This is a genomic window from Bacillus sp. EB V-12, from assembly GCF_056158125.1.
Window position 1 is genome coordinate 251,179 of record NZ_JBUXJL010000007.1, and the last position, 13,471, is coordinate 264,649.

11 protein-coding genes are annotated in these 13,471 nt (G+C 34.3%); 4 read left to right on the forward strand and 7 right to left on the reverse strand.

Annotated features, from left to right (window positions below):
* Nucleotides 1-39: 39 nt before the first annotated feature.
* Together ACZDYH_RS21560 and ACZDYH_RS21565 are read right to left on the reverse strand one after the other, a co-directional pair.
* Nucleotides 40-1,608, reverse strand: a complete 1,569-nt coding sequence (locus ACZDYH_RS21560; protein WP_016123913.1) for a BCCT family transporter — start codon at nucleotides 1,606-1,608, stop codon at nucleotides 40-42.
* Nucleotides 1,609-1,969: 361 nt separating this feature from the next.
* Nucleotides 1,970-3,040: a nitric oxide synthase oxygenase gene (locus tag ACZDYH_RS21565; RefSeq protein WP_474887144.1), complete on the reverse strand. Its 1,071-nt coding sequence runs from the start codon at nucleotides 3,038-3,040 to the stop codon at nucleotides 1,970-1,972.
* A gap of 217 nt (nucleotides 3,041-3,257) precedes the next feature.
* Between ACZDYH_RS21565 and sodA the strand changes: the two genes are divergently transcribed.
* Nucleotides 3,258-3,884 carry a superoxide dismutase [Mn] gene (gene sodA, locus ACZDYH_RS21570; protein WP_000094037.1) on the forward strand — a complete coding sequence of 209 codons (627 nt, stop codon included), beginning with the start codon at nucleotides 3,258-3,260 and terminating at the stop codon, nucleotides 3,882-3,884.
* 88 nt (nucleotides 3,885-3,972) lie between these two features.
* On the opposite strand, the gene ACZDYH_RS21575 is transcribed toward sodA, so the two are convergent.
* The 4 genes from ACZDYH_RS21575 to trhA form a co-directional block, all read right to left on the reverse strand.
* Nucleotides 3,973-4,860, reverse strand: a complete 888-nt coding sequence (locus ACZDYH_RS21575; RefSeq protein ID WP_002025132.1) for an NAD-dependent epimerase/dehydratase family protein — start codon at nucleotides 4,858-4,860, stop codon at nucleotides 3,973-3,975.
* Nucleotides 4,861-4,959: 99 nt separating this feature from the next.
* Nucleotides 4,960-5,550, reverse strand: coding sequence for an AmiS/UreI family transporter (locus ACZDYH_RS21580; protein ID WP_000542569.1), 591 nt, complete (start codon nucleotides 5,548-5,550; stop codon nucleotides 4,960-4,962).
* A 445-nt stretch (nucleotides 5,551-5,995) separates the two neighbouring features.
* Nucleotides 5,996-7,012: a UDP-glucose 4-epimerase GalE gene (gene galE, locus ACZDYH_RS21585; RefSeq protein ID WP_000996540.1), complete on the reverse strand. Its 1,017-nt coding sequence runs from the start codon at nucleotides 7,010-7,012 to the stop codon at nucleotides 5,996-5,998.
* Between the two features lie 184 nt (nucleotides 7,013-7,196).
* Nucleotides 7,197-7,844, reverse strand: coding sequence for a PAQR family membrane homeostasis protein TrhA (trhA, locus tag ACZDYH_RS21590; protein ID WP_000995363.1), 648 nt, complete (start codon nucleotides 7,842-7,844; stop codon nucleotides 7,197-7,199).
* A 164-nt stretch (nucleotides 7,845-8,008) separates the two neighbouring features.
* Here trhA and ACZDYH_RS21595 point away from each other — a divergent pair, with 164 nt between their 5' ends.
* Complete coding sequence (locus ACZDYH_RS21595) at nucleotides 8,009-8,569, forward strand: DUF1836 domain-containing protein (RefSeq protein WP_000427879.1); 561 nt, start codon at nucleotides 8,009-8,011, stop codon at nucleotides 8,567-8,569.
* A gap of 40 nt (nucleotides 8,570-8,609) precedes the next feature.
* Here ACZDYH_RS21595 and dbpA read toward each other — a convergent pair whose 3' ends face one another.
* A complete protein-coding gene (gene dbpA / locus ACZDYH_RS21600) occupies nucleotides 8,610-10,055 on the reverse strand; it encodes an ATP-dependent RNA helicase DbpA (protein ID WP_000039350.1) in 1,446 nt (481 codons plus the stop codon).
* Nucleotides 10,056-10,530: 475 nt separating this feature from the next.
* Between dbpA and guaC the strand changes: the two genes are divergently transcribed.
* The gene (gene guaC / locus ACZDYH_RS21605) at nucleotides 10,531-11,514 is read left to right on the forward strand and encodes a GMP reductase (protein ID WP_000432447.1); all 984 of its coding nucleotides are present in this window, start codon (nucleotides 10,531-10,533) and stop codon (nucleotides 11,512-11,514) included.
* Nucleotides 11,515-11,650: 136 nt separating this feature from the next.
* Complete coding sequence (gene pepF / locus ACZDYH_RS21610; RefSeq protein ID WP_000800228.1) at nucleotides 11,651-13,468, forward strand: oligoendopeptidase F; 1,818 nt, start codon at nucleotides 11,651-11,653, stop codon at nucleotides 13,466-13,468.
* Nucleotides 13,469-13,471 lie beyond the last annotated feature (3 nt).

Below are 13,471 nucleotides of genomic sequence, written 5' to 3' on the forward strand. Positions count from 1 at the left end.
AGCATCTCATTTAAGATGCTTCCTCTTTTACGTTTTTATTTATTTTGATTTACTAGCCTTCTGAAATAAGAATGCAGTTTTATCTTCTTCTTTTACAATACCTTGTTTTAATGCTAATTCTCCCGCAACTTTAGGCGCTAACCATAGCATTGGGAATAACAAAATTGATACCGGAACTGCCGTCACCACGATAAACGATTGTAGCGCATTAATACTTCCTTCACCCATATATAAAAGAATTGCTGCAACTGCGCCCATAATAAGCGACCAAAAAATTCGCAAACTAATTCTAGGATCTCCGTCTCCAGTCACTGCCATTGAAATGGAATACGCCATTGAATCTCCTGTTGTCACTACAAATAAAATTGTTAATAAAAGAAATGCTGGTCCAATAATATTAGAAAGTGGCAATTGCCCTGTAATTGCAATCATAGCTGCCGGCATACCAGATTCACTTAATGCGTCCGAGATAGACCCAGGATTCATCAACTCATAAAACACGCCTGATCCACCTAATATAGTAAACCAAAATGTTGTAATAATAGGTGCGATAATTCCAATTGCAACGATGATTTCTCGAATCGTTCTCCCTCTTGAAATTCGACTCACTAAAATTGCCATCATTGGTCCGTATCCAATAAACCATCCCCAGAAAAAGATTGTCCAAGATCCTAACCAACTTGTATCACCACGGTATGTGCTCATCGGTATAAACTCATTTACATAAAATCCAAACGAAGAAACAAACGAATCAATAATAAATCCACCTGGCCCAAATAGTAATATGAATGCCATTAACACAATTGCTAATCTAACATTTAAATTACTTATAATTTGAATCCCTTTATCAATACCTGTTACTGCCGATATGGTAGACACGGCCACCACACAAACAATAATTGCTAATTGAGTAATAAACACATCAGAAACTCCAAATAATTCTTGTAATCCATAACTTGCTTGTAAACCTAAAAATCCAATTGGGCCAATTGTACCTGCAGCTACTGCAATAATTGCAGCTGCATCAATTATCGTTCCAAGCAGGCTCTTTCTTAATTTTTCCCCAAAAATAGGATATAAAAGTGTTCGAGGTTTTAGCGGCATATCTTTATGATAATGTCCATACATCATAACTACCGCACTAATTGTACCTAAAATCGTCCATGCTAAAAATCCCCAATGCATATAACTTTGTGCTAAAGCAGGCATGACTGCTTCTTTCGTTCCAGCAGATATACCATCATGTATTGGTGGCACCGTCATCAAATGATACATTGGCTCTGCTGCTGCCCAAAAAACGCCACCTCCAGCAAGTAATGTAGACATAATAATAGCAAGCCATTTTGCCGTACTAATCTCAGGTTTTTCTAATCCCCCAAGCTTAACTCTCCCATATTTGGAGAAAGCCATACACATCGCAACAATAAATGTACCTAATAATAAAACTTGCCAGAAGGCACCGAAATATTTAATTGAAAAAGCGAAACTTTTATTAATCGCACTCTCTACATAATCCTTGTTCAAAAAAACTGCAATTACAAATAATAAAAGTGAACCACCACTAATAATAAATACAGGCCAATCAGTTTTTCGACTCTTCATCCTCATTTATACTTCCTCCTTCCTCAGCAATCAAAAAAAACAACTTTATTATGTTTTATTGTTTAAACCCAAAACATAATAATTATATATGCATAACATTTTATCGACTTCCCACATACTTATGTTGTCCCTAAAAATATGCCAAATCCCTTATTAAAAAGAAAAATCCTCTTCCTCTTACATAAAAAAGCAAAACAAAAGACCTTATATTTCTATAAGGTCTTCGAAACAGAAATTTGATTATAACATAAGGTACTCCTTGGTTCAAAAAGCCTCTTCCAAAAATAACCGAGAGTAAAGGCTTCCATTTGCTACATAACAGTAATTAAAAAAAATTATATTTCACAGAAAAAACCTACACTAAATATTATTTATGAAAGAAATTTGGCTTCAAAATTTCATTCGGATACGGTTTATGATAAATGTGAGTGGTAGCTGGAGATAATGGCGGAATAAGCCATACCCAATTACCTGTTACAACACGACCACAAGCAGCTTCTTGCTTCTCAAATTGCTGAAATTGTTGTGCAGCAGTATGGTGATCAACAATACTAACTCCTTGTTTTTTAAAGGAGTGTAGTACGGCAATATTCAACTCAATTAGCGCCTTATCTTTCCATAAGGTACCGTTTCTCGATGTATCTAAATCCATCCTCTCCGCAACAGCCGGAAGTAAATTATAACGATCATGATCTGCTAAGTTACGCGCCCCAATTTCTGTTCCCATATACCATCCATTGAACGGAGCGGCTGTATAAGAAATACCGCCAATTTCTAAACGCATATCTGAAATCATTGGAACACCATACCATTTTACTCCAAGTGATGAAATAGGGTATTCTGGGTGTTCAATTGGCACTTCTTTTACTTCTTCTCTCGGAATTTCTTTATATGTAGGCGCCTTCCCGTTTATAGAGAACACAAGTGGCAATACATCGAAATTCGTACCTTCTCCTTGCCAACCAAGCCCCTGACAAAAGTCCGTAAATGTAGCGGAATGAGAATCACCAATCACTCCCGTTTCTGTTTTATATCCTGCATATCGAATCAATTGGTGATTATAAATTCTTATATTATTTTCCTCACCTTGATATTGCTTAAAAATCGTAATGGTTGGTTTAACTTTCCCGTCGTTCGTTGCATATTTAATATGATGAATTAATGCATTATATACACCCTCTTCATCATTTACTTCGCGCGCATCTAATATGTGCATCTTACTCCAAAATAGTCTTCCAATACATCTATTACTGTTACGCCATGCCATTCGTGAACCATGAACAAGTTCTTCAAATGTATGCTCATATGTCCCTGTCTTTTCTATCTCAATTTGAATTTCTTTTATACGTTCTTCTATCAATTGTTCTTTATGAAGCTCCTTATAACAAATCGTAATAAAATTACTTGCTTCCTCTATTAATTGTTTCGTTTTACTCATAAACAATCTCCTTCTATTTCAACAAAACCCTGCTACTTTACAGTATAAGCAAAAAGGATAGGAGTCACAAATGAAAGTGAGAGTGTTACTTTTATTGTAATATTTTTCAGAAAATTAATGGACTTACTATTGACTTATATGGAAAATGGGTGTATTTTTGACTCAGGTAAAGTATTTTTACCTAGACCAACTTTTTAAGTGGAAAGGAGGTAATGTTATGTCTTCATTTCAATTGCCAAAGCTTTCATATGACTATGATGAACTAGAGCCACATATTGATAGCAATACACTTTCCATTCATCATGGAAAGCACCATGCGACATACGTAAACAATTTAAATGCTACTTTAGAAAATTATACTGAATTACATAATAAATCTTTAGAAGAATTGCTATGTAATTTAGATGCTTTACCGAAGGAAATTGTTACAGCTGTACGAAATAACGGTGGTGGTCACTATTGTCATAGTCTTTTTTGGGAAGTGATGAGCCCACGAGGTGGCGGTGAGCCTAATGGAGACGTTGCAAAAGTAATTGATTATTATTTCAATACCTTTGACAACTTAAAAGATCAACTTTCCAAAGCAGCTATTAGTCGTTTTGGAAGTGGCTATGGATGGCTTGTTCTTGACGGTGAGGAACTCTCTGTTATGAGTACACCAAATCAAGATACGCCTTTGCAAGAAGGGAAAATCCCCTTACTCGTAATTGATGTATGGGAACATGCTTATTATTTAAAGTATCAAAATAGGCGCCCAGAGTTTGTTACCAACTGGTGGCATACAGTAAACTGGGACCAAGTAAACGAGAAGTATTTACAAGCAATTCAATCACAAAAACATTAGTCGTACGTATAAGGTAAATTTGGTAATGTAAAATCAGTATTGTCGAAATCCTCCAGAATCCCCCGGATTGCCACCGGGGGATTTATGATTACTTCATTGTATTTATATAATGTTTTAAAACATTTTTCATTTCTAGTTTCAGCTCTCGGAACAAAAATCCGAATTCACGAGCCTTTCCATTATGTAATGTACAGTTAGTTACCTCATTATAAGGAGCTATATTTTCCCCAGCTTTCTGAATGAGTGCTTTTATTCCTGTCTTCTCTTCTATGAAATGAATAATTTCTTCCGTAGAAACTACCCCGTTACTACAGGCGTTAATTGGCCCTTTCACATTTTCCATTCCGCACCAAGCTAGAAACTCTCCTGCCTCTTTTTCATGTATAAATGACAAAGTTCCATCTACATGATCCACAACGATAGGTTTTTGGTTCACAATACATTCAACGTAAAATTGTAACCTTTTCGTATAATCGTTTTCTCCAATAACAACTGGAAAACGAACTGCAACAACTGGGAATGTTGCTTGTTGAAATACAACGGCTTCAGCTAATCTCTTTCCTTCACCATAATTGAAGTCATTCCTATCTCCATACGCGATTGCATAATCGTACGGATTAAAGTCTTCTTCTGATAAGCTTAGGGCAGGTTCATAGACGGCCATTGAAGATGTCATAACATATTTCTTCGTTTTCCCTCGTAACACTTCACATATTATCTTCGCTGCATTCGAGCTATAGCATAAATTATCGTATACAATATCATAACTTTTTCCTTCTAGACGCTTTTCTAGTAGCTTTCCATCTTCTCTATCAATAATTATTCTTTTTACTGCGCTACCAAAAGAATCTTCAGTAACTCCCCTCGTCGCAATCGTTACATCGTGCCCCTCTTGCAAAAGTGCTTCTACTAAATGTTTACCAAAAAATCTTGTTCCCCCTAGCACCAATACTTTTTTCAACTTCATCATCCCCATTTTAGCAAATTGTAAAATACTACCTCTCTATTATAAGTGCCAACATATAAAAAGCATGGAATTCGTTTAACGATTCCATGCTTTTCTACAGAAAATATATTAACGTACTCGATATTTATAAATACAATAACAGAAGTACAAAATAGAAATTACTGATACATAAACCCATAGTTCATATACAAATCCCTCTCCCCACACTCCCATAAAATAAAAGAGTGAAGGTAAAGTCAATGTTACCCATGATTGTACGAAGGCAATCCTTCCAAGATATTGATTAATGTTCTTCTTTTGTGTATTTAATACAAAGAATAAATACCAAAGTAATGCCCACATAAACCACGTTAACGCATTAACAACATCATGGAATTGAACAAATGAAACAACCATATAGAATAAGGCTATAATTGCTACCCAAATACAAAACCATCCTAGACCACTACTATCCATTCCTTTTATAAAAGTAACACCTACATATAAATAAGTTAATCCAAATAAGAAAGTAGCCGCATATGAATACACTGTCCAATTGCTTTGGTCAGAAATCATGATCAAATAAAACGGAATAATAATTTGTAGTGCACCCACAAATAAATTAAAAACACCCGCACTTTTCATCTCTGCTTTCCCTAATATAACAAGACTATTTAAAAATAAAGCTGCCCCTGAAAGTAATAATCCTACATAACCCATATATATTCGTGTGAAAATCTTTACCTTTCACACTTTTAACCTCCCCACACTATAAAGTAATACTTATATTATTTTTCTTCCCATTTAAAACTACATACATAATTTTTCATCCAAATAAGTCAGACCTCCTACCTCAAAAAGGAGCGAACTTAAAACGCTTTCAATAATAAATAATCCTATTAAAACATGAACTAGGATTCCTTGATTATAAACGGACTCTAGCAATGATACAAGTGTTGGAATACTTTTCAATAATACGCTTTCAATTTCTATAAAAAATTAATAAAATAATACATTCCTCTATCTCATTCTACTACCTTCTAGCATAAGATATTGTAAAATCACATCATTTAAAACAGCGAACGTTCTTTTCTAGGTTCGCTAATAAAATTAATAAAAAATGACCTCTTGCTTTTATGCAAAGGTCATTTTTTTATATTCATCATTAAACTTCTAAATAGCCATTTTTATTATTTGATTGCCATTTCCAAGAATCTGCACACATTTCTTCTAATCCGCGTGTTGCCTCCCAGCCTAATTCACGCTTTGCTTTCGATGCATCAGCAAAACATACTGCCACATCACCTGGGCGACGCTCTGTAATTTTATAAGGAACTTTCTTACCCGAAACTTTTTCAAACGCTTCAACCATCTCTAGTACACTATAGCCCATACCTGTGCCCAGGTTATAAGCATCTACTCCCGTTGTACTCAGTACTTTCTCAAGCGCCTTTACGTGACCATTTGCTAAGTCCACAACATGGATGTAATCACGGACTCCTGTTCCATCTTTCGTTGGATAGTCATTTCCGAATACGCTTAATTCTTTTAACTTACCTACCGCTACTTGCGTTACATATGGCATTAAGTTATTTGGGATTCCATTTGGATCTTCTCCGATACGCCCACTTTCGTGTGCACCAAATGGATTGAAATAGCGAAGTAACGCGATACTCCATTCTGCATCTGCAAATGCTACATCACGCATAATTTGCTCAATCATTAATTTCGTTTGACCATATGGATTTGTTGCACTTAATGGAAACTCCTCCGTAATCGGTGACGTTTCCGGGATACCATATACAGTTGCAGATGAACTAAAGATTATCTTCTTTACATTATGTTTCTGCATTACTTCACATAGCACTAACGTGCTTGTAATGTTGTTATGATAATATGTTAATGGAATCGCTACTGACTCCCCTACAGCTTTAAATCCTGCAAAGTGAATAACTGCTTCAATTGCATTTTCTTCAAAAATTGCGTCAAGCGCTTCGCGATTTAAAACATCTTCTTTATAAAACTTAAATTGTTTTCCTGTTATTTCTTTCACTCGATTTATAGATTCTACCGAGCTATTCGAAAGGTTATCCACTACTATAACTTCGTAACCGCTATTTAGTAATTCTACACATGTATGACTACCAATATATCCTGCTCCACCTGTTACAAGTATTGCCATAATTATAGTCCTCCATATTTCATTCATTATAAACTTCTCAAAGTATATCACATATTTCTTATCCTATGTTTAACATGCGAACACAGAAACTTACATTTTATCCCATAATAATTTTATAACATATACGATTCTAATCAGTTAATAAAAAAACGCCACATAATTTTTATTATGTGGCGTTTTTTTATTAAATTACATAACAATATACACTTAGAAAATGCGCAAGACTACCTAATAATACAAAAACATGAAAAATTTCATGATGCCCCATATATTTAAACTCTAACCATTTTGGCTTTGTTCCATAAATAAATCCACCAATTGTATAAAAAATGCCCCCAAGTACTAAGAAAATAATGCCTCCTGTACTTAAATTCTCAGCTAACGGTGCAAAGAATAACACAATTAACCAACCCATCGTAATATAAATTGCTGTCGATAACCATCTTGGACAATTAAACCAAAACATTTTAAATACAATGCCACAAATCGCAGTTGCATAGACTAAACAAAATAATAGTAAACCACTTGCTGAATTTAATGTAATTAAGCAAAAGGGTGCATATGTACCTGCAATTAATATAAAAATCATAGAATGATCTAGCTTCCTAAAGAAGTAAATAACACGTTCATTGGCCACAACACTATGATACACAGCTGACGCCGTATAAAGGACCATCATTCCAATACCAAACAAAATAACAGCTGTAATTGCAGCAAATGATGGCATCTTGATAGAAACTTTCACAAGCATAGCTAATAAGGCAATAAATGATAATATCGCTCCACCTAAGTGAGTAAATGCATTAACTGGTTCCCTTACATAAGCATTCATAATAACACCCCTCATATAATTACATGTAGTTTTAATAACTACATGTAATTATATACACATTTCTTTTTAAGGTCAACATTTACAATTCATTTGTTTCGTAATACCATATTTAAAGATATATTAAACATTAAGTTCCACTAAGTTATAAAAGTGAGGGATTCTACGTGGAAAATATAAATGAATTACTTGAGACATTGCATTTAGAAAAAAACATTAAACTTGAGGATATTCCAAATGTTGACTTATATGTAGATCAAGTTGTTCAACTATTTGAGAATACTTATGCAGATACAACGAGAACTGATGATGAAAAAGTATTAACCAAAACGATGATTAATAATTACGCAAAAGGAAAACTATTCATCCCCATCAAAAATAAAAAGTATTCAAAAGAGCATATGATTTTAATTAGCCTAATTTATCAATTAAAGGGAGCTCTCTCCATTAACGACATAAAAAGTTCATTAGAAACTATAAATGACTCCTTATTAAATGATGATTCATTCGAATTAAATACGTTATACAAAAATTATCTTGCTCTTACTGAAAGCAATGTCGAAAGCTTTAAACAAGACGTAAATAACCGTGTTACAGAAGTAAATGAGATTTCTTCCTTAGAAGATACAAAGCTAGAAAAATTTCTACTACTAACATCCTTCGTGACTATGAGTAATATGTATAGACGTTTAGCGGAGCAACTAGTGGATGATTTAAAAGAATCATAAATAAAAAACTATCCACCTATTAAAGTGGATAGTTTTTTATTTACTTAATTGCTTCATGAACTTTTAGTTGTTTCCCTTTAATCGTTGTAGTCTTCATGACTTTCAAGACAAGTGGTCCTTTTCCATTTAATATTTCAACGTAAGAAACATTATCCTGTATCGTAATAATGCCTATATCTTCTGCTGTAACACCTTTAATTTTAGCAATTGTACCGACGAAATCTACCGCCCTAATTTTCTTTTTCTTCCCGCCATTAAAGTACAGCTTCATAATGCCTTTATTGATGTCTGCATTTTTATCTTTCTTTATAATTGGTTTAGCATGTATCTTTTCTTCAAATGCAGCTTTCTCTTTCATAACTTCTTCTTTTGAAGGTCCAATTGCCTTTGGAATTTCAAATCCAATATACTCCTCAATCTCTTCTAAAAATCTATTTTCATATGGTGTTATAAATGTAATAGCTTTTCCACTATTTCCAGCTCGTCCCGTTCTTCCAGTACGATGTACATAGCTTTCTTTTTCAAGTGGAATATCATAATTAATAACATGTGTAATATTATCAATATCAATTCCTCTCGCAGCTACATCTGTTGCTACTAAATAACGGAATTTTCCTTTTCTAAAATCATCCATGACTTCAAAACGATCTTCTTGTACCATACCACCATGTATTTTGTCACAAGGATAGTTAGCTCGTTTTAATTGTCTATATACATGATCTACATTTTCTTGTGTACGGCAGAAAATAATACAGCTATCAGGATTCTCAATCGTTGTTACATCTTTAAGTAGTGAAAGCTTCTCGTCTTCTATCACCTCAAAAAGAGTATGTTCAATTTTATCCGTCGTAATCCCAGCCGCTTTAATTTCAATATGAGTTGGTGAATTCATATATGTACGAGACAATTTCTCAACATCTTCTGGAAGTGTTGCTGAAAATAACATTGTCATTCTTTTTGTAGGTAATTCATCAATAATTGCCTCTACTTGATCGATAAAGCCCATATTTAGCATCTCATCTGCTTCATCAATAACTAAATACTTCAAACACTCTAAAGAAAGGGTACCCTTCTCAATATGATCCAACACACGACCAGGAGTCCCAACTACAATATGTGTCTTTTGCTTTAATTCTAATTTTTGACGTGCAAATGGAGATTTCCCATAAACTGCCGCAGCCTTAATCCTTTTGAATCGACCTATATTTGTAATATCTTCTTTTACCTGTACCGCAAGCTCTCTCGTTGGTGTTAAAACTAATGCTTGTGGTTTATTCTCTTCCCACTCCACCATTTCACAAAGTGGAATACCAAATGAAGCTGTTTTTCCACTTCCAGTCTGGGATTTCACAACAAGATCCTTCTTTTGTAATGCAACTGGAATAACCTCACCTTGTACTTCCGTTGGATGATCATACCCTAACCCAGTAAGTGCCCTTACAATTTCCTTACTTAATTTATAATCAGAAAAACTTTTTTTACTCATATATTAACCTCATTTTATTCTGTATTATTTTCTTTTTTATCTATTGTATACGTTACTATCACCCTACTTATTATACTTGAAACCTCACATAAAAGGTGAATCATGCCAGATTCATCTTTTTATATAGAAATAAACCTTTTCATTTCATATATTGTTCAACTACTTGATAACATCTTTTTCTCGTATTGTTAGCATTAACCTTATTATAGTATCCTACATCCACTCAAAAAAATAAAAAGAATACATACAACCTTGTATAATTATCTTAATTTTTCAACCCTTCCCATAAACGAACAATAAAAACAAAAAAACGTTTTAAATTCGTTTTTAACGTTTTTTTTTAGATGTAAAATCTACTTTTTTAAAAAATGTTAAGAAATCCTTTGACTTCTTAATAAAAATAATGTAAATTATCCTATGGACGAACATTTTTGATTAATAAAAATAAAATATTCGTATTTTAGGGGTGTAAATGATGGAAAACGTATTTGACTATGAAGATATTCAATTAATTCCTGCAAAATGCATTGTAAATAGCCGTTCTGAATGTGATACAACTGTCACTTTAGGAAAACATAAATTTAAATTACCTGTCGTGCCTGCAAATATGCAAACGATTATTGATGAAAGAATTGCAACTTATTTAGCTGAGAACAACTACTTTTATATCATGCATCGTTTCCAACCAGAGAAACGAATCTCATTCATTAGAGATATGCAATCACGTGGATTAATCGCTTCTATCAGCGTTGGTGTAAAAGAGGACGAATATGAATTCGTACAACAATTAGCTGCTGAGCAACTTACACCTGAATATATCACGATTGATATCGCACACGGTCATTCTAATGCTGTGATCAACATGATTCAACATATTAAAAAACATTTACCAGAGAGCTTCGTTATCGCTGGAAACGTTGGAACTCCAGAAGCGGTAAGAGAATTAGAAAATGCTGGTGCCGATGCAACAAAAGTTGGTATTGGACCTGGTAAAGTTTGTATTACTAAAATTAAAACAGGCTTCGGAACTGGTGGTTGGCAGCTAGCTGCACTTCGCTGGTGTGCAAAAGCTGCAAGTAAGCCAATTATCGCTGATGGTGGTATTCGTACACACGGCGACGTAGCTAAATCTATTCGATTTGGGGCAACTATGGTCATGATCGGTTCTCTATTCGCTGGTCACGAAGAGTCTCCAGGGGAAACAATTGAAAGAGATGGCAAACTTTATAAAGAATACTTCGGTTCTGCTTCTGAATTCCAAAAGGGTGAGAAGAAAAACGTTGAAGGTAAGAAAATGTTCGTTGAGCATAAAGGTTCTTTAGAAGATACGTTAATCGAAATGGAACAAGATCTTCAATCTTCTATCTCTTACGCTGGCGGAACAAAATTAGACGCTATTCGTACTGTAGATTATGTTGTCGTGAAAAACTCGATTTTCAATGGTGACAAAGTATATTAATTCTTAAATTAACTCGAAGGACAAGCATTTTCATGCTTGTCCTTCTTTTTTGTATATAAAAATATAAAATATTTTAATTTAACTTAATTTTCTAGTATCATGTGTTTAGATAGTCTTAATAAGGAGGAGATACGATTTGAAAAATGTAATGGAAAATCGCCTTAATCGCGCAGAGGTACCTGCTGAACTAACATGGGATTTATCCGATTTGTATAATTCTGATGCCGAATGGCATGCTGCATTAAACGCATTGGAAAATGATATACAGAAACTTGATTCATTTAAAGGGCATTTACATACTAGCTCCCACACTTTATTAAATTGCCTACTTTTAGAAGAAGAGCTTTTAATGACGTTAACAAAACTATACTCATATGCAAATTTAAAAGAATCTACTGATCGTACAAATCCAAGTATTCAAGCGAACTCTTCCAAAATTTCTGCTTTATGGACGAAAGTACATACTGCACTATCCTTTATTCATAATGAAATCCTCTCATTCGACGAAGGAACAATTGAAAAATATTTAACTGAAGAAACAAAACTCGAACCTTTCCGTAAATCGTTACTAGAAATACTACAAAAAAGACAGCACACACTCTCTCCTGAAACAGAAGAAGCACTTGCTGCACTTGGCGAAGTTCATAGTTCTCCATACAAAATTTACGGCATGACTAAATTGGCCGATATGGATTTCACTTCTATACAAGACGAACAAGGAAACGAACTTCCTGTTTCATTCTCATTAGTTGAAAGCAAATATGAATTTTCTCCAAGCACATATATACGTCGAAAAGCATATTCATCATTTGTTTCCACACTAAAACGATATAAAAATACAATTGCCACAACATATGCTACTGAAGTAAAAAAACAAGTAACACTTTCTCGTTTACGTAAATATGAATCCGTTACCCATATGCTATTAGAACCACAAAAGGTTCCACTTGAAATGTATAACAACCAACTTGATATTATTTATAAAGAACTAGCACCTCATATGCGCCGTTTTGCAGATTTAAAAAGGAAAGTATTAGGACTCGATCAAATGCTTTTCTGTGACTTACATGCACCTTTAGATCCCGAATTTAATCCGTCGATTACTTATGAAGACGCAGGCACGCTCATTCAAGATTCTTTAAAAATATTAGGCGATGAATATAGTTCCATAATCGAAAAAGGATTCAAAGAAAGATGGGTAGATCTTGCAGATAACGTAGGTAAATCAACAGGAGCATTTTGCTCAAGTCCATACGGCTCTCATCCCTATATTTTAATTACATGGCAAAATACGATGCGCGGATGCTTTACATTAGCACATGAATTTGGACATGCTGGTCATTTTTATTTAGCAAATAAAAATCAACGTATTATGAACGTACGCCCATCTATGTACTTTGTTGAAGCACCATCAACTATGAATGAATTACTATTAGCTCAGCATTTACTAGCGACTACTGACGATAAGAGAATGCGCAGATGGGTTATTCTGCAACTACTTGGCACATATTATCACAACTTTGTTACTCACTTACTTGAGGGTGAATATCAACGTAGAGTATATGCTCTAGCAGAAGAAGGACAGGCCCTTACAGCTACAACTTTAACTGAAATCAAAACGAATGTCCTATCGACATTCTGGGGAGATTCTGTAGAAATCGATGAAGGTGCAGGCTTAACTTGGATGCGTCAACCTCATTATTATATGGGTCTATATTCTTATACATATTCCGCAGGCCTCACTGCATCCACTGCAGTAGCTCAAATGATTAAAGAGGAAAGACAACCTGCTATTGATCGCTGGTTAGATGTGCTTCGTGCTGGTGGTACAATGAAACCACTTGAACTAATGAAACATGCCGGAGTAGATATGTCAAAACCAGATGCAATCCGTAAAGCTGTTTCTTACGTTGGTTCATTAATTGATGAATTAGAGCATTCTTATCAAGAATAAAAA

Bases quoted from the DNA above. Each gene is read 5' to 3' on its own strand.
- ACZDYH_RS21560 (WP_016123913.1), bottom strand. From the start codon at position 1,608: ATGAGGATGAAGAGTCGAAAAACTGATTGGCCTGTATTTATTATTAGT.
- ACZDYH_RS21565 (WP_474887144.1), bottom strand. From the start codon at position 3,040: ATGAGTAAAACGAAACAATTAATAGAGGAAGCAAGTAATTTTATTACG.
- sodA (WP_000094037.1), top strand. From the start codon at position 3,258: ATGTCTTCATTTCAATTGCCAAAGCTTTCATATGACTATGATGAACTA.
- ACZDYH_RS21575 (WP_002025132.1), bottom strand. From the start codon at position 4,860: ATGGGGATGATGAAGTTGAAAAAAGTATTGGTGCTAGGGGGAACAAGA.
- ACZDYH_RS21580 (WP_000542569.1), bottom strand. From the start codon at position 5,550: ATGGGTTATGTAGGATTATTACTTTCAGGGGCAGCTTTATTTTTAAAT.
- galE (WP_000996540.1), bottom strand. From the start codon at position 7,012: ATGGCAATACTTGTAACAGGTGGAGCAGGATATATTGGTAGTCATACA.
- trhA (WP_000995363.1), bottom strand. From the start codon at position 7,844: ATGAATGCTTATGTAAGGGAACCAGTTAATGCATTTACTCACTTAGGT.
- dbpA (WP_000039350.1), bottom strand. From the start codon at position 10,055: ATGAGTAAAAAAAGTTTTTCTGATTATAAATTAAGTAAGGAAATTGTA.
- guaC (WP_000432447.1), top strand. From the start codon at position 10,531: ATGGAAAACGTATTTGACTATGAAGATATTCAATTAATTCCTGCAAAA.